This window comes from Pseudomonas sp. 31 R 17 (assembly GCF_900004915.1).
In the GTDB taxonomy this organism is placed as follows: Bacteria; Pseudomonadota; Gammaproteobacteria; order Pseudomonadales; family Pseudomonadaceae; genus Aquipseudomonas; species Aquipseudomonas orientalis_A.
This window is the reverse complement of sequence record NZ_CVTN01000056.1, coordinates 134814-155780: the sequence shown is the minus strand read 5'-3', so window position 1 is coordinate 155780 and position 20967 is coordinate 134814. Positions and strand designations below refer to the sequence as shown.

21 protein-coding genes are annotated in these 20967 nt (G+C 61.8%); 8 read left to right on the top strand and 13 right to left on the bottom strand.

All coding sequences use genetic code 11. From position 1 onward, the window contains the following. Nucleotide 1: 1 nt before the first annotated feature. The 11 genes from BFP89_RS07745 to BFP89_RS07695 all read right to left on the bottom strand — a co-directional run bounded on the left by BFP89_RS07745 (nucleotide 2) and on the right by BFP89_RS07695 (nucleotide 11597). A complete protein-coding gene (locus tag BFP89_RS07745; protein ID WP_065884927.1) occupies nucleotides 2-1342 on the bottom strand; it encodes an ABC transporter substrate-binding protein in 1341 nt (446 codons plus the stop codon). A 21-nt stretch (nucleotides 1343-1363) separates the two neighbouring features. Continuing rightward, on the bottom strand, nucleotides 1364-2410 hold the full coding sequence (locus BFP89_RS07740; RefSeq protein WP_065884926.1) for a branched-chain amino acid ABC transporter permease: 1047 nt from the start codon (nucleotides 2408-2410) through the stop codon (nucleotides 1364-1366). Between the two features lie 4 nt (nucleotides 2411-2414). After that, complete coding sequence (locus BFP89_RS07735) at nucleotides 2415-3296, bottom strand: branched-chain amino acid ABC transporter permease (RefSeq protein WP_065884925.1); 882 nt, start codon at nucleotides 3294-3296, stop codon at nucleotides 2415-2417. Continuing rightward, the gene (locus BFP89_RS07730) at nucleotides 3296-4066 is read right to left on the bottom strand and encodes an ABC transporter ATP-binding protein (protein ID WP_065884924.1); all 771 of its coding nucleotides are present in this window, start codon (nucleotides 4064-4066) and stop codon (nucleotides 3296-3298) included. The genes BFP89_RS07735 and BFP89_RS07730 overlap by 1 nt, the downstream gene beginning before the upstream one ends. Beyond that, complete coding sequence (locus BFP89_RS07725) at nucleotides 4063-4911, bottom strand: acyl-CoA synthetase (protein ID WP_065884923.1); 849 nt, start codon at nucleotides 4909-4911, stop codon at nucleotides 4063-4065. Before BFP89_RS07725 ends, BFP89_RS07730 begins: the two co-directional genes overlap by 4 nt. 110 nt (nucleotides 4912-5021) lie before the next feature. After that, nucleotides 5022-6455 carry an LLM class flavin-dependent oxidoreductase gene (locus BFP89_RS07720; RefSeq protein WP_065884922.1) on the bottom strand — a complete coding sequence of 478 codons (1434 nt, stop codon included), beginning with the start codon at nucleotides 6453-6455 and terminating at the stop codon, nucleotides 5022-5024. Further along, nucleotides 6455-6781: an acyl-CoA dehydrogenase gene (locus BFP89_RS07715; RefSeq protein ID WP_065884921.1), complete on the bottom strand. Its 327-nt coding sequence runs from the start codon at nucleotides 6779-6781 to the stop codon at nucleotides 6455-6457. Before BFP89_RS07715 ends, BFP89_RS07720 begins: the two co-directional genes overlap by 1 nt. A 12-nt stretch (nucleotides 6782-6793) precedes the next feature. Next, nucleotides 6794-7990, bottom strand: coding sequence for an SfnB family sulfur acquisition oxidoreductase (locus BFP89_RS07710; RefSeq protein ID WP_065884920.1), 1197 nt, complete (start codon nucleotides 7988-7990; stop codon nucleotides 6794-6796). A gap of 197 nt (nucleotides 7991-8187) precedes the next feature. Next, the gene (locus BFP89_RS07705; protein WP_218061316.1) at nucleotides 8188-9651 is read right to left on the bottom strand and encodes a hypothetical protein; all 1464 of its coding nucleotides are present in this window, start codon (nucleotides 9649-9651) and stop codon (nucleotides 8188-8190) included. A gap of 126 nt (nucleotides 9652-9777) precedes the next feature. Continuing rightward, complete coding sequence (locus tag BFP89_RS07700; protein ID WP_141689054.1) at nucleotides 9778-10914, bottom strand: hypothetical protein; 1137 nt, start codon at nucleotides 10912-10914, stop codon at nucleotides 9778-9780. 119 nt (nucleotides 10915-11033) lie between these two features. Further along, the gene (locus tag BFP89_RS07695; RefSeq protein ID WP_065884917.1) at nucleotides 11034-11597 is read right to left on the bottom strand and encodes a helix-turn-helix domain-containing protein; all 564 of its coding nucleotides are present in this window, start codon (nucleotides 11595-11597) and stop codon (nucleotides 11034-11036) included. A gap of 92 nt (nucleotides 11598-11689) precedes the next feature. Here BFP89_RS07695 and BFP89_RS07690 point away from each other — a divergent pair, with 92 nt between their 5' ends. The 8 genes from BFP89_RS07690 (at nucleotide 11690) to BFP89_RS07655 (ending at nucleotide 19373) form a co-directional block, all read left to right on the top strand. Next, complete coding sequence (locus BFP89_RS07690) at nucleotides 11690-12619, top strand: DMT family transporter (RefSeq protein ID WP_065884916.1); 930 nt, start codon at nucleotides 11690-11692, stop codon at nucleotides 12617-12619. Between the two features lie 198 nt (nucleotides 12620-12817). Beyond that, complete coding sequence (locus tag BFP89_RS07685; protein ID WP_065884915.1) at nucleotides 12818-15742, top strand: monovalent cation/H+ antiporter subunit A; 2925 nt, start codon at nucleotides 12818-12820, stop codon at nucleotides 15740-15742. Then, entirely contained in the window at nucleotides 15742-16086 is a 345-nt protein-coding gene (locus tag BFP89_RS07680) for a Na+/H+ antiporter subunit C (protein WP_003192163.1), read from the top strand. The genes BFP89_RS07685 and BFP89_RS07680 overlap by 1 nt, the downstream gene beginning before the upstream one ends. Next, nucleotides 16083-17765, top strand: a complete 1683-nt coding sequence (locus BFP89_RS07675; protein WP_065884914.1) for a monovalent cation/H+ antiporter subunit D — start codon at nucleotides 16083-16085, stop codon at nucleotides 17763-17765. Before BFP89_RS07680 ends, BFP89_RS07675 begins: the two co-directional genes overlap by 4 nt. After that, a complete protein-coding gene (locus BFP89_RS07670; RefSeq protein WP_065884913.1) occupies nucleotides 17762-18250 on the top strand; it encodes a Na+/H+ antiporter subunit E in 489 nt (162 codons plus the stop codon). Before BFP89_RS07675 ends, BFP89_RS07670 begins: the two co-directional genes overlap by 4 nt. Next, on the top strand, nucleotides 18247-18525 hold the full coding sequence (locus tag BFP89_RS07665; protein WP_010209507.1) for a K+/H+ antiporter subunit F: 279 nt from the start codon (nucleotides 18247-18249) through the stop codon (nucleotides 18523-18525). The genes BFP89_RS07670 and BFP89_RS07665 overlap by 4 nt, the downstream gene beginning before the upstream one ends. Then, nucleotides 18522-18860, top strand: a complete 339-nt coding sequence (locus BFP89_RS07660; protein ID WP_065884912.1) for a Na+/H+ antiporter subunit G — start codon at nucleotides 18522-18524, stop codon at nucleotides 18858-18860. Before BFP89_RS07665 ends, BFP89_RS07660 begins: the two co-directional genes overlap by 4 nt. A gap of 183 nt (nucleotides 18861-19043) precedes the next feature. Then, nucleotides 19044-19373: a winged helix-turn-helix transcriptional regulator gene (locus tag BFP89_RS07655; protein WP_065884911.1), complete on the top strand. Its 330-nt coding sequence runs from the start codon at nucleotides 19044-19046 to the stop codon at nucleotides 19371-19373. On the opposite strand, the gene BFP89_RS07650 is transcribed toward BFP89_RS07655, so the two are convergent. Together BFP89_RS07650 and BFP89_RS07645 are read right to left on the bottom strand one after the other, a co-directional pair. Further along, on the bottom strand, nucleotides 19370-20152 hold the full coding sequence (locus BFP89_RS07650; RefSeq protein ID WP_065884910.1) for an SDR family oxidoreductase: 783 nt from the start codon (nucleotides 20150-20152) through the stop codon (nucleotides 19370-19372). The two genes, BFP89_RS07655 and BFP89_RS07650, sit on opposite strands and share 4 nt — an antisense overlap. Continuing rightward, nucleotides 20149-20466, bottom strand: a complete 318-nt coding sequence (locus tag BFP89_RS07645; RefSeq protein WP_065884909.1) for a nuclear transport factor 2 family protein — start codon at nucleotides 20464-20466, stop codon at nucleotides 20149-20151. Before BFP89_RS07645 ends, BFP89_RS07650 begins: the two co-directional genes overlap by 4 nt. Nucleotides 20467-20967: the final 501 nt, after the last annotated feature.

Genomic DNA, 20967 nt, shown 5'->3' with positions numbered 1-20967 from the left:
TTTATTCATCCCCGCTGCAGGTGCGCGGCGTCAGGTGCTTTTCCTTGGCGAACGCGGCGGATTTTTCATCGATCAGCGGACGCAACAACGCCCGGTCGGCGGCGATCCAGTCGCTGATCAGTGTCCAGTTGGCACCGTCCCACTGCTGCACTCGCGCCGAACCGCCGCCTTCATGGTCGCGGCACGACAGCTTGAGGTTTTGCATCAGGCCCAGGTAGCCCATGTCCTTGAGGCGCGCATCATCAATGTTCAGGTGTTCGAGGCCCCAGCGCCCTTCTTCGCCATTGAGCGGGCGCTTGCCGAATTTGGCCTGGGCCGTGCGAATCGCCTCCACGGCCACGGCGGCGTTCACCAGGCCCGAGTTGTAGTAGACGCTGCCGAAGTTCTTCAGGTCCTTGAGGTCGCTGTGGCCCTTGTCGAGGACCGACTGCTTGAGACGCTTGTGGATCTCGAAGTCGCTGCCTGCCGGGTACGGCGTGAGCGCCAGATAGCCTTTGGCGGCAGCACCGGCCGGCAGCACGTCTTCGCTGGAACTGGCCCAGATATCGCCGATGATATGGTCCACCGGGAAGCCGAAGCGCGCCGCCGTCTTCACCGCCACCGGGGTGGACACGCCCCAGGTGCGCAGGAATACCCAGTCCGGATTGGCCTGGCGTACCTGGCGCCACTGCGCCGACTGCTCGTTGCCGGGGTCGGCCACCGGAATCTGGATATTCTCGAAGCCGTACTTGTCGGCGAGCAACTTCAACGGGCCGAGGGTTTCGCGACCGTAGGCCGAGTCGTGATAGACCGTGGCGATCTTCTTGCCCTTGAGTTTGTCGAAGCCGCCTTCGCGCTCGGCAATGTAGTTCACCAGGGTCGAGGCCTCGCTGTAGAAAGTCAGCATCACCGGGAAGTTGTAGGGAAACACCGTGCCGTCGGTGGCTTCGGTGCGACCGTAACCGAGGGTGATCAGCGGAATCTTGTCCACTTCCGCCCGTTCACTCAGTGCGTAGGCGGCCGGCGCGCCGTTGGGCTGGTAGACCGCGACCGGCGCGCCATCCAGGCCATTTTTGAAGCGCTCGTAGCATTCGATGCCCTTCTCCGCGGTCCACTCGGTCTCGCACTCCTGCCACACCAGCTTCACGCCATTGATGCCGCCCTCGACTTCATTGATATAGCGCAGGTAGTCGATCATCCCGGCCCACACCTGCACGCCGCTGGAGGCATAGGCGCCGACCCGGTAGGTCGCCAGGGGAATGAATTGCTGGTCGGGCGAGGCCACGACCTGGGGCACAACACCGGCCAGGGCCACCAGCGCGAACGCGGTGCCGAGCAGGGAACGTTTCAAGGATGCAGGCATGGAAGTTCTCTTGAGCAAAGGTTAGAAACGCAGCGGCCACTGCCGCAGACGGTCACGCAGGGTGTGCAACAGGCGAATCAAGCCCTCGGGTTCCTTGATCAGGAACACGATGATCAACACGCCAAAAATGATTTTCTGCAGGTTCTGCAACTGCCCCGCATCGACCGAGCCGCCGAACAGCGCCTGCCCGGCGTGGCTGAGCAGGATCGGCAGCAGGCTGATGAAGGCCGCGCCCACGAAGTTGCCGGCAATGCTGCCCATGCCACCGATAATGATGATGAACAGGATCTGGAACGAGCGGTTGATATCGAAGCTGCTGGCGCTGGCCGTGCCCAGGTAGGCGAACGCCCACAACGCACCGGCAATGCCTAAGTAGAACGAGCTGACCGCGAACGCCAGGCGCTTGTAGCGCACCACCGGGATGCCGACCACGGCGGCGGCGGTGTCCATGTCGCGGATCGCCATCCAGTTGCGCCCGACCTGGCTGCGCACCAGGTTGACGGCGGTCCAGGTCAGCAGCAGTACCGTGACCAGGGTCAGCCAGTAGCGGCCCAGCGGCGTGTTGAGGTCGTGACCCAACAGCGTCAGCTGCGGTGCGGAGATGGTCCCGGACGAGCCATAGTTATAGAACCAGGGGAACTTGACGAACAGCCACTCGAGAAAGAACTGCGCCGCCAGCGTCGTGACCATCAGGTAGAAGCCCTTGATCCGCGAGCTGGGCAGGCCGAACAACAGGCCCACCAAGGCGCTGATAATCCCGCCGCCCAGCAGCGCCACCGGCAAGCCCAGCTCGGGCAGGCGCAGCAAAAACCCGTAGGTGGCGAACGCGCCCACCGCCATGAAGCCGGCCGCGCCCACCGACGTTTGCCCGGTGTAGCCGGTCAGCAGGTTCAAGCCCAGCCCGGCCAGGGACAGCACCAGAAAGGGGATCAGGATCGCATTGAGCCAATAGTCGTTGCTCCACAGCGGCACCACGACAAAGGCCAGGGCCAGCAGACCGAGCAGGCCCCAGGGAACTCGGCGCTGTACCAGCAAGAGTGGCGCGGTTTGAACAATGGGAATCGACATGGTTTCAGACTCGCTCGATGGCACGCTCGCCGAACAGGCCGGCGGGACGGATATACAGGAAGGCCAGCGCCAATACATAGGCGAACCACGGCGTGATACCGCCGCCGATCAACGGGCCGATGTACACCTCGGCGAGGTTCTCGGCCGCGCCGACGATCAGCCCGCCGACAATCGCCCCGCCTATCGAGGTGAAGCCGCCGATAATCAACACCGGCAAGGCCTTGAGCACCACCAGCGACAACGAGAACTGCACCCCCTGGCGCGCGCCCCACAACAGCCCGGCGACCAGCCCGACGATGCCGGCCGCCGCCCAGACGATCTGCCAGATGCGATTGAGGTTGATGCCGATGGACAGCGCCGCCGTGGTGTCATCCGCCACCGCGCGCAGCGATACACCGATGCGCGTCTTGTTGAACAGCAGCGCGAGGATGCTCACCAGCACCACGGCAGCCGCCGCAGCGATCAGGTCGAACTGGCTGAGCATCAGCGGGCCGACAAACAGCGGCACGTCGTCGATGCCCAGGTCCAGCGCACGGACCTGCGAGCCCATCAGGCCCTGGGCCAGGCCTTCGATGATGAACGACAGGCCCAGCGTGGCCATGAACAGGGTGATCTGCGAGCGGTTCACCAACGGGCGCAGCACCAGCCGCTCGATGAGCAAGGCGCCGACGCTCATCACCACCACCGTCAGCAGCAGCGCCAGGGCAAACGGCACGCCCTGGTCGTGCAGGCTGACGAAAGTCAGCGCGGCAAACAGCAGCATCGCGCCCTGGGCGAAATTGAACACGCCGCTGGCCTTGTAGATCAGCACGAAGCCGATGGCGACCAGCGAGTACAGGGTGCCGGCAAGCAAACCGCCAAGCAGGGTTTCGAAGAAAGAGATCATCAATGCACCGCTCCCAGATAGGCCGCGATCACGTCGGGGTTGGCCTGCACCTGGGCCGGCGTGCCGTCGCCGACTTTGCGCCCGTAGTCGAGCACCACCACATGGTCGGACAGGCCCATGACCACGCCCATGTCGTGTTCGATCAACACCACGGTGGTACCCAGGTCGCGATTCACGTCGGCGACGAAGCGCGCCATGTCCTGTTTCTCATCGGCGTTCATGCCGGCCATGGGTTCGTCGAGCAGCAACAGGCTGGGCCCGGCGATCAGCGCACGGCCCAACTCCACGCGCTTTTGCAGGCCATAGGACAGGTTGCCCACCAGCACATCGCGATGGGCTTGCAGCTCAAGAAATTCGAGGATGCCCTGCCCGCGCAGGCGAAACGCCTCGGCTTCACGCCGCGCGCGGGGCAGGCCGAGGGCCTGTTCGATCAGGTGGGTGCGCATATGCCGCGACAGGCCGGTGAGGACGTTGTCGAGCACGCTCATTTTCTTGAACAGCGCATTGTTCTGGAACGTACGGCCGATGCCTCTGCGGGCGGCGCCCAGCGGGTCGATCCGCTGCAAGTGTTGGGCCTCGAACACAATCTCACCGGCATCGAAACGGTAGACACCGTTGAGCACATTGAGCAACGAGCTCTTGCCCGCGCCGTTGGGGCCGATCAGCGCGCAGATCTCGCCGCGCCGCACCTCGAACGACAGCGCATTGATCGCTTTGACGCCCTTGAACGACAGCGAAATATCGCGCACCTGCAAAATGGCCTGGCTCATGCAATGTCCCGTTTTAATTCGGCCAGCCAGGTTGGCTCAGCGGTGGTTTTAAGCGGCTGCCAGATATAGCCCAGGCGCTGAAACCCGAGCAGCTTGCGCACACGGTTTTTCAGCAACCGGCGCAGACCGCCCTGTGGATGGGCGATGGCCCATTCACACAGGCGTCGGCGCCAGGTGCCGTGGGCGGCGAGGCGGCTTTCGATCTCGTCGGCCAGGTACTGCAAACGCTCGGGTGACAGCAGCAGACCGGTGGGGGCGACTTCGCTGCGATCGCGTCGCGCCGAGGCCAGGGTTTCCGGAAACGCCAGGCCGTGGCCGCTGTTGAGCCATTGCTCCAGCACCACGGCGAGACCGCCTTGCCACTGGGTGCCCTCCTCGCTCCACAGCACGGTTTCAGCGCCGGGCTGCCACCAGCGTTGCAGGCGTTGCGCCGGGTCGGACGGGCCGAGCAGTTGAGCGAAGTCCACGCGCTGGGTGAATGCCCAATCGGCTTGCCGACCCTGGACGCAGGCGTGGCTGGGGTGGAGGCGCCAGAGCTGTTGCTCCAGGGCTGGCGGCTCCAGATTATCGGCCAGCGTCAGCACCTGCCCGCCCACGGATTGGGCGGCCAGCGCCAGCAACAGCAGGTTCGGCTCAAATGCGCCGCTGAGCGCCAACCGCGACTGTTCGCTGAAGCCTTGCTGGCGCAAGCCATCAGTCGCGCGTTCGACGTCACGCAACACATCGATCCAGCGCCAGGCATGCCATTGGCCCTGGCGTTTGTGGCGCAGGGCGACCTGCAAGGGTGTGAGCTGCGCCCAGTGGTGCAGGCGTTCCAGGGCGGCTTTGGGTTCGAGCACGCTCATAGGGATGACTCCTATTGGATGTTTGAGCGTGCGGTGGTCCGCTGGCTGAAATGTTCAAAACGACACAGGGCAAATGTGGGAGGGGCTTGCCCCCGATGGCGGTATGTCAGTTAAACCACTGTTGACTGACCCACCGCTATCGGGGGCAAGCCCCCTGCCACAGGGGTTTTGTGTGAACCGGACAGGTCGCGGTAGCCGGCGCCGGGGTGATTGGCGCCCAACCTCGGGCCCTCGCCAAACAGCTTCTCGCGCAACGTGCCCTGGGCGTATTCGGTCTTGTACACGCCACGCTTCTGCAGCTCCGGCACCAGCCACTCCACGGCGTCGACAAAGGTCTCGTGGGTCAGCGCATACGCCAGGTTGAAGCCGTCCACATCGGTCTCTTCGACCCATTCCTGCAGCAGGTCCGCCACCGTCTGCGGGCCGCCGACAAACAGCGGGCCGAAGCCGCCGATGCCAACCCAGTTAGCCAGTTCATTCGGCGTCCAGACCTTGTCGGGATCGGCCGTGGAAAAGGCTTCCACCGCCGACTGGATGGCGTTGGTGTGCACATGCTTGAGCGGCTCTTCGGGTTTGAACTGGCTGAAATCGATACCGGTCCAGCCGGAGATCAGCGCCATCGCGCCTTCGTAGCTGACATAGGACTTATAGTCATCGAACTTGGCCTTGGCCTGCGCGTCGGTCTCGCCGACGATCACCGTCTGCAGGTTGAAGATCAGGATTTTGCGCGGATCGCGCCCCGCCTCGGCCGCACGCCGGCGAATATCGGCGACGGTCTTTTTCAGCAGCACCTTGGACGGCGCCGCCACGAACACGCACTCGGCCTGTTCGGCGGCGAATTGCTTGCCACGGCTGGAGGCGCCGGCCTGGTACAGCACCGGCGTGCGCTGCGGCGAGGGTTCGCACAGGTGGATGCCGGGCACCTGGAAGTGTTTGCCCACATGACGAATCTCGTGAATCTTGCGCGGGTCGCTGAACACCCGGCGCTCGCGGTCGCGCACTACCGCGCCGTCTTCCCAGCTGCCTTCCCAGAGTTTGTAGCAAACCTGCAGGTATTCCTCGGCATAGTCATAGCGTGCATCGTGTTCGGTCTGGGCTTTTTGCCCAAGGTTCCTGGCGCCGCTTTCCAGATAGGAGGTGACAATGTTCCAACCGACCCGGCCCTTGGTCAGGTGGTCGAGGGTGGAGAGCCTGCGCGCGAACGGGTACGGATGCTCGAAGGACAGCGACGCCGTCAGGCCGAACCCCAGGTGCTCGGTGACCAGGGCCATCGGTGCGATCAGCGACAGCGGATCATTGACCGGCACTTGCGTCGCCTGGCGGATCGCCGCGTCGCCATTGCCGTTGTAGACGTCGTAGATACCCAGCACATCGGCGATGAACAGCCCGTCGAACTTGCCGCGCTCGAGGATCTTCGCCAGGTCCGTCCAGTATTCCAGGTCCTTGTACTGCCAGGAACGGTCCCGGGGGTGCGCCCACAAACCGGGCGACTGGTGGCCGACACAGTTCATGTCGAAGGCATTCAGGCGAATTTCGCGAGACATCAAAGCACTCCGTTGAGGTGGTAGTTGCCGACGATCCGGTATTTCACGCGCAGCGGGTCATCGAGCGGCGACGGCAGCGCGGTGCGGTGGCCGGTCAATTCGAACTGCGCATTGCTGGCGGCGATAAGAGCTTCGGCGGCCGCGATCTGTGCCTCGGTGACAGCCACCGGGCTCGGGTCGGTTTCGGCGCGCTCGAACAGGGCCGCAGCCACGTCGACACGAATCTGCAAATCGCCGAAGCGGCTGATCACGTAAGGGTCGTCGCTGCGCTCGACAAAGCGGCGGGTGGTTTCCAGCAGTTGGCGTGCGTGGTTCAGTGCAGTCATGGGTGAGGGTCCTCAGTTCCAGGCATGGCGTGCGGGCTTCACGCCGTTGAGCACGAAGTTGCCGATCAGGTGGTATTTCCAGCGCGCCGGGTCGTGCAAGGTGTGGGTGCGCGCGTTACGCCAGAAACGGTCGAGGTTGTGCTTGCCGGTGACCGAGCGAGTGCCGGCCAGCTCGAAGAGTTTGCTGCTGGCGAGCAAGGCCGTTTCGGCGGACAGCACCTTGGCCTGGGCGACGATCAGCGAGGCGTTGGCGACGGTGTCTTCAGTCGGTTCGGCGAGGGCCAGGTCGACCGCCCTGCCCGCCTTGGCGAGAATCGCTTCGGTGCCGTGCACGCGCCACGCCAGATCGCCGATGGCGGCAATGGTGAATGGGTCTTGCCAGCCGTGATCCTGCTGGCTGTCGATCCAGGGCCGTGCCTGGCGGGCGTGAATCTTCGCCTGCTCCAGCGCGCCCAGCGCAATGCCGGTATCGACTGCGGCCTGGATAATCTGCGAGATCGGGCCGTCGGCGGTGGGTTGATCAAACGCCAGGTGTGCGGGGATGACTGCACTCAAGGGCACGCTCACACCGTCGAGGGTTACGCCACCACTGGCGGTGGTGCGTTGGCCGAAGCCGTCCCAGCTGTCAATCACCGTGAGGCCGGGCGCATCGCGTTCGATAAAGGCAATCAGCGCCTGCCCGTGCTCGTTGTTGCCGACGGTCGGCACGATGTGCGCAAACAACGCGCCGGTGCAGTAGAACTTCTCGCCGTCAACGCGGGCGAAGTCGCCGTCGATGCGAATCTGCGTGTCGAACGTGCCGGCGTTTTTGCTCTTGGCTTCGGAAAAGGCATTGCCGAAGCGATAGCCCGCCAGCACCTTGCCGAAGTAGTGGCGCTTCTGCTCCTCGGTGCCGGTTTGCAGGAGGATATCCACCACGCCGAGATGGTTCTGCGGAATCTGCCCCAGTGACGGGTCGGCGGCGGAGATCAGCTTGATCACCTCGGCCACAGTCACATACGAAACCTCGGCGCCGCCATAGGCTTTGGGAATGGTGATGCCCCACAGGCCGCTGGCAGAGAACTCGTCGAGTTCCGCCACCGGCAGGCGCCGCTCACGGTCGCGCTCGCTGGCCTCCAGGGCAAACCGCGCCGCCAGCCGCGTAGCGACCTCGATGGCTTCCGCGTCCGAGCGGATGATATGGGCTGAATGTTGAGGGTGGGCTGACATGGGCCGACTCCAGGCTCCGAATGAATAACGGAGCCTTTGCAGGAGTCGTGCCGTTTATAAATCACCCTGAAAATCAACAGGCTGTAGAAACAAGCGCTGTTTTTCGCGATCTCCGGGCAGCAAAATGTTCAATTGCTGTTGCGCTACCAACAGCTGAACCGGGCGGCGTTTTTATGGAAAGCCTGCAACACGCCGCGTCAGATGGTCTGGCTACCAGCGCCAAGGGGTCTGACCTCATACTTGCCCTCGACCACGCTATTGACCGCATGCTCCACCTCAGCCCTCGCCTGTGCTGCGCGCTCAGGGTTATTGGCTTCCCAGCGTTCAATATTTCGCCGCCCGAATTGATCGATAAAGGCGTTCTTCCTGTCGGCCATGATGGTGGTCATTTGTTGCGTGCCGACATTGTGTTCCGGGCTCTTGTCGCGGTACGGGAAGTCCTGACGGCCCGCCACCCAGTTTTCGGTAAAAAATTGCTGGAGTGCGGGCTCGGGCAATACCGATAATCTGTAGGCGACTTCAAGAGCAGGCCCGAGCGCCTTTTCGTGGCTCTGGATATTTTTGGCCTCATAAATATCGTTTTCGGTCTTGACCATATCCTTGATGGTGGAAAGAAGCGGCCTGCTGCGCGGGATGGTGCTGATGCCCGTCAGCGAGGGCGGGAAATCGCTGGAGAAGGTGGAATCCTTGCGCTCGAACAAGCTGGTCGATTGCAACGGATTTTCCGGGCGCGCGCCCTGGGTTGCACGTTCAAAGCTCTCCGCCTTGGAAAGCCCGCCAAATCCCAACGTCCCGCTCCCGCCAAAATCAACCGTCATGCCCCGGTATTGGTCTTTGGCCGTGTCGGGTTGAAAATAACCAAAATTGCAAAATGAAAAATTCAGGTAATCCCAGTTATTAATCAACCGCGAGGCAAAGTAGTGCCGCTGCTGTTCCTGCTTGAGTTCTGGCGGCAACAAGTCATTGAGTTTCTCCAGCACCGAAAACTTGATCAGGTTTTCAGCCTTTACTTTATCCAGCACGCCCGGCGCCTGCCGATGCTGGCCGTCAGGAAAAGCTTGATAAATATCTTCAAGACGACTGTCCGCGTTTTTATAGGATTGAACGAGCGCATGATAAGAATCGATGACTTTCTTGACGGCTGGCGCGCTGACGAGCGACTTTTCACCTTCGGCCTTGAGTAATTCAGGCATCACCTTGGTATCTAACAGGAATGTACCGAGGTCCTTGAAGCTCGGCTCGACCTTGGACGCAACACACGCAAATTTTGACAAGTCCGCATTCGCGGAAAAGTCCCCTCTGGTGGTTTTATTAAAGTCAAAAAAACCTTCACAACCATTGCACAGCATCATCTTGGGCGCGCCCAGCCCGGTCATCGAGAACAGATTCCCCATTACCACTTCTTCAGCGGCGACGTAATTGGTGTAGTAAGGGTTTTTTACGCGATATAGCTCATTATCATGTTCGATAAACTGAGCATCACGCGTGAATAAAATCCCATTACTGCTGCGCTCCACGGGCACTCCACCCGAGAGATTGACGGGTGCCTTCGGCATCGCCCCGCGAGCGCGCTCTGTATCGGTGTTGGTTGTTGATGTACTCGAAGGCGCGGTCATCGAGGTATAAGGAACCAATGACGGTGACGTGGAAGAAACTAACATAGCCATGACCTCTGCATGAAATAAACACATTCTAACGATCGCTTCACCCACTCAAGGTCGGCGAAGGGGATTCCAATATCAGCACAGCATTCAATTACTGACCCGACCCATGCTGTATTTACTTTTTCAAGGTTGCTTCCATGGATTGGAAACATAGGTAACAGGAATCCCTTCAAACTGTTTTTTATTCGAAGCCGAATTAAACGACACCCAAAGTCCCGAGCGCGTTCTAGGCATCATCTCCAACACCTTGCCCTTGATAGTGCCGCTGCCAAACGCCTTGTCCTCCAGCACGTCAATAATTTTATCCAGTGCGATACTGCCGGCGTCGGCCTCACCTGCCGGAAGCCGCTGATTCACGCGCACATGAATATGCAGGCCGGCGGTTGAGTCTCCGTAGATCGGGCTGTGCAAATATATTTGCACAGTGTCCTTGCCCGGCTGATAACCGTAAACCTGCTCGATGGAACGCATGCTCACTTCCTTAAAGGATTTAAGCAGGCCAAGGTGTTCTTTTTTCACGTCGATGGGATTCACCAAAAACGTGCGCTTTGTACGTCTTTCATATTCGCCTACACGTTCGCGCACATTCACACCCTCACCGGTATTCATGGGATTTTTGAAAATCTCTTGAAACGCCTGGCGATGTTCAAACAGATCAGGTGGTATCCAGTATCCCACCAGCGCAAAGCCGCCGGTATCACGAGTGCGGGCGCTCAAGTTCAAGGGCTCTGGAAAAATCTCGGGATATTTTTCTATGTATCGCGTATTGGGCATCAATACGATGCCGCCCTGCGAAGTGAACGGCGTTACTGGAAACTGCTCGGGGTGTTGCCGGAAAGCGAGGAACTTTTTGTCGTCAGCCTGCGTAAAAAAATTGTAGATGAAATCAGGCAGCACCTGATTGTGCGTATAGCGAGCGATGCGTGTTTCCAAGCCGGCCTCGGAGACGAGCCCTACTTGAGGCATGTTGTATTTATCGGCGGATTTTTTTGAGCACAATGGGGCTCGGGCCAGGGCGGTTCTATCAACGGGAGGGAGATTGACGCCTTTATCCTCGCGGTAGTTGCGATACCGTAAAGGTGTGGCGAACGTGGCCCGTTTCTTTTCTTCTGCGCCGACCACATGCTCAGCCTCCCAGCTACGCCAGTGTGGCGGGCACTCACTGTTGGACTTGACCGGACTGGCGTGCGTATTGATTAATGACGCATCATTATCTAACGGCGAAGGCGGTCTGGTCATACCAAGTGGGCTTACAGCCATGGGCATCTCCCCTTATTCCAGTGTTCTCCATTTGGAGAACTCGGGAAAAAAGTAATGCACCCAAGTTGGGACGTCGCGATGACTAATCCGAGAATCGCGACAGAACTTTCAGTGTTGCTTCAAATCACCACATTGCGAACAAACCGAACAGCCCCGACGCCATCATTGCAATAGACGTGGGTTTGATCGCTGGAAAACATAAAGAACTCACCCGCCGCTATGTGTTTGCTCGTGCCATCCAGCGTCAGGGTCAAACAGCCTTCGAACACAAAGACCTGCACGCTCCAGCCTTGCGGATCAGGTTCAGGACGATAGCGATCACCCGGCTCCAGGCGCATCTCCCACAGTTCGACTTCACGCCGCGCCGTGGCCTTGGCCAGCAACACGGCTTTGCTGCCGGGGATATCACCCGCCCAGGCCAGTTCGTTGATGCGACTGTGGTCGCCGGCGTCCGGCGCCTGGATCAAATCGCTGAACGCCACCTCCAGCGCTTCGGCCACACGGTCCAGGGTGGACAGGCTGACGTTCTTTTCGCCGGCCTCGATGGCCACCAGCATGCGCCGACTGACCCCGGATTTTTCCGCGAGCGCGGTCTGGCTCAGGTCGGCGGCATGGCGCAGGCGCCGAACGTTCTGGCTGACGTGTTGCAGGACCGAAGCCCGGTGTGGATTTTCTTTGTGCACTATATTGCTCAATGGGTAGGTGTGCGCAGTATACTGCCCAGCGTGCGGCGCATTGTGCGGTCCGTGCCTTTCCCTTGCAAGACCGAGCCGCCATGACTGCCCCGAACTCCCCTTCGCGTTTCAATCGCTTCAGCAAAGCCGAATGCATCCTGGTGGTCATCACCATGATCTGGGGCGGCACCTTCTTGCTGGTGCAGCATGCCATGAGCGTCAGCGGGCCGATGTTTTTCGTGGGCCTGCGCTTTGCGGCAGCGGCCATTGTGGTCGGCTTTTTCTCCCTGCGTACGCTACGCGACCTGACGCTGTTCGAGTTGAAGGCCGGGGTGTCCATCGGCGTGGCGATCATGTTCGGCTACGGCTTGCAAACCATTGGCCTGCAGACGATCCTGAGCAGCCAGTCGGCGTTCATCACCGCGCTCTATGTGCCCTTTGTGCCCTTGTTGCAGTGGCTGGTGCTGGGTCGTCGCCCGGGCTTGATGCCGAGCATTGGCATCATGCTGGCGTTTGCCGGGTTGATGCTGTTGACCGGCCCGACCGGTGCGTCGCTGAATTTCAGCCCCGGTGAAATCGCCACGTTGATCAGTGCCGTGGCGATTGCCGCCGAAATCATTCTGATCAGCGCTTTTGCCGGGCAAGTGGACGTGCGGCGGGTGACCGTGGTGCAACTGGCCACGGCGTCGCTGCTGTCATTCCTGATGGTGGTGCCGATGGGCGAGCCGCTGCCGGGCTTTTCCTGGCTGCTGTTGTTCAGCGCGGTGGGCCTGGGCCTGACCAGTGCGGTGATCCAGGTGGCGATGAACTGGGCGCAGCAGAGTGTATCGCCGACCCGCGCCACCTTGATCTATGCCGGCGAGCCGGTGTGGGCCGGCGTAGTCGGGCGGATTGCCGGCGAGCGCTTCCCGCCGATCGCGATGGCAGGCGCGGTGTTGATTGTGGTGGCGGTGATTGTGAGTGAGTTGAAGAGGAGTAGCTCGAAAACTGGCGATGTGCAGGACGCGGTCGAGCAGGAAAATCGGGGGTGATGTGTTGAGCTACAAGCTGCAAGCCACAAGCTGCAAGAGGCAGGCGTTCGGCTTGTAGCTTGCGGCTTGCAGCTTGCCACTTTCAACCGCTGTAGCCGCTTTACTCCTACCCTTGTAGGATCCTGCCACATCTTGCCGTTTGGTGATCGCGAAAGCGGCACGTATGATGCATCCCAAACTCCCGCAGATTAGAAGCCTATGTCCCTGATAGTTCTACTGCTTCTGCCATTCATTGGCAGCTGTCTGGCGGCCTTGCTGCCGCACAATGCACGTAATAGCGAATCCCTGCTGGCCGGCCTGGTGGCTCTGGTCGGCACCGTTCAAGTCGCCCTGCTCTACCCCCAGATCGCCCACGGTGGCGTCATCCGTGAAGAGTTCATGTGGCTGCCCAGCCTCGGCCTGAATTTCGTGCTGCGCCTGGATGGCTTCGCCTGGCTGTTCTCGATGCTGGTGCTGGGTATCGGTACGCTGGTGGCGCTGTATGCGCGTTACTACATGTCGCCGGACGATCCGGTGCCGCGGTTCTTCGCGTTTTTCCTGGCCTTCATGGGCGCCATGCTCGGGCTGGTGATTTCCGGCAACCTGATCCAGATCGTGTTTTTCTGGGAACTGACCAGCCTGTTTTCCTTCCTGTTGATCGGTTACTGGCACCACCGCGCCGATGCGCGACGGGGTGCGTACATGGCGCTGATGGTCACCGGCGCAGGGGGTTTGTGCCTGCTGGCCGGGGTGATGCTGCTGGGGCACATCGTCGGCAGCTATGACCTGGACCAGGTGCTGGTGGCGGGCGATCAGATTCGCGCGCATTCGCTGTACCCGGTCATGCTGGCCCTGGTGCTGATCGGCGCCCTGAGCAAAAGCGCACAGTTCCCCTTCCACTTCTGGCTGCCCCACGCCATGGCCGCGCCGACACCGGTTTCGGCCTACCTGCACTCGGCGACGATGGTGAAGGCCGGCGTGTTCCTGCTGGCCCGCCTGTGGCCGTCGCTGTCCGGCAGCGAAGAGTGGTTCTGGATCGTCGGCGGTGCCGGCGCGCTCACCCTCCTCCTCGGCGCCTACTGCGCCATGTTCCAGAACGATCTCAAGGGCCTGCTGGCCTACTCCACCATCAGTCACCTCGGGCTGATCACCCTGCTGCTGGGCCTCAACAGCCCGCTGGCCGCCGTCGCGGCAGTGTTCCATATCCTCAACCACGCCACCTTCAAGGCCTCGCTGTTCATGGCGGCGGGCATTATCGACCACGAAAGCGGCACGCGGGACATCCGCAAGCTCAGTGGGCTGGTGCGCCTGATCCCGTTCACCGCGACCCTGGCGATGGTGGCCAGCGCCTCGATGGCCGGCGTGCCGTTGCTCAATGGCTTCCTGTCCAAAGAGATGTTCTTCGCCGAAACCGTATTCATCTCGTCGACAAAATGGGTGGAAGTCATGCTGCCCGTGATCGCGACCATCGCCGGCACCTTCAGCGTGGCCTATGCATTGCGGTTCACCGTGGACGTGTTCTTCGGCCCACCGGCGACCGACCTGCCGCACACCCCCCACGAACCTCCACGCTGGATGCGCGCACCGGTTGAACTGCTGGTGTTCACCTGCCTGCTGGTGGGTATCTTCCCGGCGCAGATGGTCGGCTCGATCCTGGCCGCCGCCGCCTTGCCGGTGGTGGGCGGCGCGCTGCCTGAATACAGCCTGGCGATCTGGCACGGCTGGAACGCGCCGATGATCATGAGCCTGGTGGCGATGTCCGGCGGTGTGGTGCTGTACCTGATGCTGCGCAAGCAACTCAAGCGTGGCCGTTTCACCTATCCGCCGCTGATTGGCTACTTCAACGGCAAGCGCGGCTTCGAGCGTTGCCTGGTGGTGATGATGCGCGGGGTGCGCAAGATCGAAAAACGCATCAGCACCAAACGCCTGCAAACCCAATTGTTCCTGCTGGTGACCGTGGCGGTGATCGGCGCCCTGATCCCGATGCTCAACAGCGGCCTGACCTGGGGTGACCGGCCGAAGATCCCCGGCTCCGTCGTGTTCGTCACCCTGTGGGTGCTGGCGATTGCCTGCGCACTGGGCGCCGCCTGGCAGGCCAAGTATCACCGGCTGGCAGCCCTGACCATGGTCAGCGTGTGCGGCCTGATGACGTGCATTACCTTCGTGTGGTTCTCGGCGCCGGACCTGGCCCTGACGCAACTGGTGGTGGAAGTGGTCACCACCGTGTTGATCCTGCTCGGCCTGCGCTGGCTGCCACGGCGGATCGAAGAGGTGTCGCCACTGCCCAACACGCTGCGCAAGGCGCGGATTCGGCGGGTGCGCGACTTCCTGCTGTCCACCGTGGTGGGCGGCGGCATGGCGCTGTTGTCCTACGCGATGCTGACACGCCAGACCCCCAACGATATCTCCTCGTTCTACCTCAGTCGCGCCCTGCCCGAGGGTGGCGGCAGCAATGTGGTGAACGTGATGCTGGTGGACTTCCGCGGCTTCGATACCCTTGGCGAAATCACCGTGCTCGGCGCCGTGGCCCTGACCGTGTACGCCCTGCTGCGACGCTTCCGCCCGTCGAAAGAAAGCATGGAACTGCCGCCGCAACAGCGCCAGCTGGCGCCGGACGTGGCCACCGACCTGGTCAACCCGCGCCAGGCCAGCGACACCGCCCTGGGCTTCATGATGGTGCCGGCGGTGCTGGTGCGCCTGCTGTTGCCGATCGCGATGGTGGTGTCGTTCTACCTGTTCATGCGCGGCCATAACCAGCCGGGCGGCGGTTTTGTCGCCGGCTTGGTGATGTCGGTGGCGTTTATCCTGCAATACATGGTGGCCGGCACGCAGTGGGTCGAGGCGCAGATGAGCCTGCGGCCGATGCGCTGGATGGGCTTCGGCCTGTTGGCGGCAACGCTCACCGGGCTCGGCGCGTTGTTTGCCGGCTACCCGTTCCTCACCACCCATACCTGGCATTTGAGCTTGCCGGTGCTGGGCGATATCCATGTGGCCAGCGCGCTGTTCTTCGATGTCGGCGTCTACGCCATGGTCGTCGGCTCGACCCTGCTGATGCTCACCGCCCTCGGCCACCAGTCGGTGCGCGCGCATAAACCGAGCAACCAGCCCAAAGCCGTCGTCAACCCACAAGGAGCTGCCGCCTGATGGAAGAAGTCATTGCAATTGCCATTGGGGTCCTGGCGGCCTCCGGCGTCTGGTTGATCCTGCGCCCACGGACGTTCCAGGTGGTGATGGGCCTGTGCCTGTTGTCATACGGGGTCAACCTGTTCATTTTCAGCATGGGCAGCCTGTTTATCGGCAAGGAGCCGATCATCAAGGACGGCGTGCCGCAAGACCTGCTCAACTACACCGACCCCCTGCCCCAGGCGCTGGTGCTCACGGCCATCGTGATCAGCTTCGCCATGACCGCGCTGTTCCTGGTGGTGCTGCTGGCTTCACGGGGCCTGACCGGTACTGACCATGTGGACGGCCGGGAGCCCAAGGAATGAATTGGGTCAACCAACTGATCGTTGCGCCGATCCTGCTGCCGTTACTGACCGCGGCGCTGATGCTGATGCTCGGCGAAAAACGCCGCCCGCTCAAAGCCAGGATCAATCTGTTCTCCAGCATCATCGGCCTGGGCATCGCCGTATTGCTGCTGTACTGGACACAACAAGGCGGCCCGGGCTCGATCGGCGTGTACCTGCCGGGCAACTGGCAAGTGCCGTTCGGTATCGTGCTGGTGGTGGATCAGCTGTCGGCGCTGATGCTGGTGCTGACCGGGATCATCGGCGTCAGCGCGCTGTTGTTCGCCATGGCCCGCTGGGACCGTGCCGGCACCAGTTTCCATGCGCTGTTCCAGGTGCAGATGATGGGCCTGTACGGTGCCTTCCTCACCGCCGACCTATTCAATCTGTTCGTGTTCTTCGAGGTGTTGCTGGCGGCCTCCTACGGCCTGATGCTGCACGGTTCCGGCCGCGCCCGAGTATCGTCGGGGCTGCATTACATCGCGATCAACCTGCTGGCGTCGTCGCTGTTTTTGATTGGCGCGGCGATGATCTACGGGGTGACCGGCACGCTGAACTTCGCTGACCTGGCACTGAAAATCCCGCTGGTGCCGGAGGCCGATCGCGGCCTGCTGCACGCCGGCGCGGCGATCCTGGCCACCGCGTTCCTGGCCAAGGCCGGCATGTGGCCGCTGAACTTCTGGCTGGCGCCCGCTTACTCATCGGCCAGCGCGCCGGTGGCGGCGATGTTCGCGATCATGACCAAAGTCGGCGTGTACACCGTGCTGCGCCTGTGGACCTTGCTGTTTTCCGGCCAGGCCGGCGCTTCGGCGTTGTTTGGCGGTGACTGGCTGGTGTACGGCGGCATGGCGACCATCCTCTGCGCGGCGCTGGCGATGCTCGCGGCGCAACGCCTGGAACGCATGGCGAGCCTGAGCATCCTGGTATCGGCCGGCATCCTGCTGTCGGCCGTGGGGTTTGCCCAGCCCAGCCTGACGGCCGGGGCGCTGTTCTATCTGGTCAGCTCCACCCTGGCGTTGAGCGCGCTGTTTTTACTGGCGGAATTGATCGAACGCTCGCGCTCGGCCAATGACCTGCCGCTGGACGAGGAAATCGACGCCCTGCCCAAGGCCATGGAATCCCTGCATCCACGGCCCGGCGTCAACCTCGACGATGAACAGAAAGCCGTGATCGGCCAGGTGATCCCCTGGACCATGGCGTTCCTGGGCCTGAGCTTTATTGCCTGCGCGCTGCTGATCATCGGCATGCCGCCCCTGTCCGGGTTTATCGGCAAGCTGAGCCTGCTGCATGCGCTGGTCAATCCGCTGGGCCTGGGCAACGCGGTGGATGAACCCATCCGCCCGGCGGCCTGGGGCCTGGTGGCGCTGTTGATCCTGTCGGGGCTGGCCTCGCTGATTGCCTTCGCCCGGCTTGGCATCCAGCGTTTCTGGACCCCGGAAGAACGGCCCTCGCCCCTGCTGCGCCGCTATGAATGTGTGCCGATCTTCCTGCTGCTGGGCCTGAGCATCGCGCTGACCTTCAAGGCCGAGCCACTGATGCGCTACACGCTGGCCACCGCCAAGAGCCTGAACAACCCGGAAAGCTACGTGATGGCAGTGATGGCGACGCGCCCGGTGCCGAGCCCCGAAGCCCAGGCAGCCGCCCTGGAGGTGCAACCATGAAGCGCCTGTTTCCCGCACCGTGGTTGTCCCTGGCCCTGCTGGGTTTGTGGCTGGTGCTGAACCTGTCCATGAGCCCCGGCAACCTGTTGCTCGGTGCATTGCTGGGCGTGCTGGCGCCGCTGATGATGGCGCCACTGCGCCCGCAACCGATCAGCCTGCGCCGTCCCGGCGTGATCCTGCGCCTGTTTCTGCTGGTGGGGCGCGACGTGATTGTCTCCAACCTGCAAGTGGCCTGGGGCGTGTTGACCTGCGGCTCACGCCCGCCGCGCGCGCGCTTCATCAAGATCCCCATCGACCTGCGCAGCCCCAACGGCCTCGCGGCGCTGTCGATGATCACGACGGTAATCCCCGGCACGATCTGGTCGGAACTGGCGCTGGACCGCAGCGTCCTGCTGCTGCATGTGTTCGACCTGGACGATGAGGCGCAGTTTATCGAGCATTTCAAATCCGCCTACGAACGGCCCCTGATGGAGATCTTCGAATGAGCGCCCTGCTCTCCAATGCGATCCTGTTGAGCCTGTTCCTGTTCTCACTGGCGATGGTGCTGACGTTGATCCGCCTGTTCAAAGGTCCGTCTGCCCAGGACCGCGTACTGGCGCTGGATTATCTGTACATCCTGGCGATGCTGATGATGCTGGTGCTGGGCATCCGTTATGCCAGTGACACCTACTTTGAAGCGGCGCTGCTGATTGCGCTGTTCGGCTTTGTCGGCTCGTTCGCCCTGGCCAAATTCCTGTTGCGTGGGGAGGTGATTGAATGATGCCGTTATGGATGGAAGCCGTCGTCGGAGTGCTGCTGGTCCTGAGCAGCCTGTTTGCGCTGATAGGGGCGCTCGGGTTGTTGCGCATGAAGGATTTTTTCCAGCGCATGCACCCACCGGCGCTGGCCTCGACGCTGGGTTCGTGGTGTGTGGCGTTGGCATCGATCATCTACTTTTCGGTGCTCAAGTCCGGGCCGGTGCTGCACGGGTGGTTGATTCCGATTTTGCTGTCGATCACGGTGCCGGTCACAACGTTGCTGCTGGCGCGAACGGCGCTGTTTCGCAAGCGTATGGCGGGTGACGACGTACCGGCCGAAGTCAGCAGCCGCCGCTGATTCATCAAATGAACACAGTGCAAAATGTGGGAGCTGGCTTGCCTGCGATGAGGGCGTGTCAGCCACCGAAAATGTTGGCTGACGCACCGCTATCGCAGGCAAGCCAGCTCCCACTGTTGGATAGATGCCAGGCAATGGAACGGATTCGCAACGCCAATTCCGGCGATTCCCAGGACGCACGCAATGAGCAAAACCTACACCCCCGCCACCGCCGCAGCCGACGTGGAAACCACACTCGCCTGGCTCGGCGGGCGCTGGAAGCTGATCATCCTGTTTCACCTGTTCGGTGGCCAGGTGCAGCGCTATTCCGACCTTGAGCGGCTGATCCCGGAGATCTCGCAGAAGATGCTGGCCCAACAGCTGCGCCAGCTCGAAGCCGATGGCCTGGTGCACCGCACGGCTTACCCGGTGGTGCCACCCAAGGTCGAGTACCGTATGACAGAATGGGGCCAGAGCCTGTGCCCGGTGCTGGACGGGCTGCTCAAATGGCAGGCCGCCAAACCCGCGAGCTAGACCGTGGGCACCGTACCGCCATCGATCACATACTCGGTGCCGCTGATCGAAGCGGCGCGCAGCGATACCAGAAACGCGATCAAGTCGGCCACTTCCTCGGGCTTGGCCGGCCGCCCGAGGGGAATCCCGCCCAGCGCCTGCATGATGATCTGCTTGCCGCCTTCATAATCCGTACCCGCTTCATCCGCCAGCCGCTCCGCCAGGGCCACCGCTGCATCCGTCTCCACCCAGCCCGGCGAGACACGCACCACCCGCACGCCCTTGGGCGTCACTTCTTTGGACAGGCTCTTGCTGTACGTTGCCAATGCCGCCTTGGCAGCGGCGTAGGCCGTGGTCGATTCGGGCAACGGCAATTCCCGCTGGATCGAGGTGACGTGAATAATCACACCAGCGCCACGCTCGACCATCCCTGGCAGCAACGCCCGGTCCACCCGCACGGCCGCCATCAGATTCTGGTTCAGCGCATTCGCCCATTGCTCATCATCGAGCACCGCAAAACCACCGCCGGGCGCGCTGGAGCCGCCGAGCACATTGACGATGATATCCACGCCGCCGAACCGATCTTTCACCGCTTCGGTAGCGCTCGCACAACCGACGGAGGTGCCCAGGTCGGCGGCAATGAAATGCACGCCTTCGCGCGTCGAATCCGCTGCCGAACGCGCAACCGAAATCACTTGGGCGCCTTGCTCATGCAACACCGCAACCACGGCGGCGCCGATGCCTTTAGTACCGCCCGTGACCAGTGCCCGAAGGCCCTTCAGGCCGAGGTCAAAGCTCATACTCCGATCTCCAGTGCAGCAATCCTGTCGCCTTCCAGACTGAAGCAATACTGCAGGTCCAGCGGGCTTCCAGGAAAATTGCCGACCAGATGGCTGGTGACGACGGTTTTATCGCCCTGCTCTTCACAGGCAAACGGTTCGCTGGTGTAGGTGTACTTGTTGCCGGTGCCGGCTTTCCAGGCCTGGATAGCCAGCAACCCGACATAAGTGTGGCCTTCGTCCTTCACCACCGCATCGGCAGTGAAACACTCGCTGAAATCGCCTGCCCTGGCGGCGAAGTAACGGGCGATGGCTGGGGGAAGCGCGAGGGTCATGGCGGGTACTCCTGAATGTTCGATAGGCCTTCAGGATAGAAACCGCCGGGACTCGCCACAAGAACGCACGAAAAGGTAATGGGCTCACTTCAAAGTAAGCCATTGGATTTACGGGCCTACGCGAATATTGAAGTGCGTGCATCCCCAATAAATTTGAAACCGAAGACCCGGCAAGGTGAGCACGGTCAAAATGCGGGAGCGGGCTTGCTCGCGAATACGGTGAGTCAGCCACTGCTGCTCTGAATGAAAGACTGCATTCGCGAGCAAACCCTCCCCCACAGTTGGTTTTGCATCAGACGAAAAACCTGATGCGCGCCGCCCATTTTGATCGTTCCCACGCTCCGCGTGGTAATGCCGCCCGGGACGCTCCGCGCCCCGCCGAACAACTCAGATCAAGCGTGAGTCTCAGCAGGAAACTTCCGACAGCGTTTTAGGGTTGTCGCTCGGAAGATGGCTGCCTAATCTTCGGTGGTCGCTGCAAATTCAGCGACCGGGTTTCGC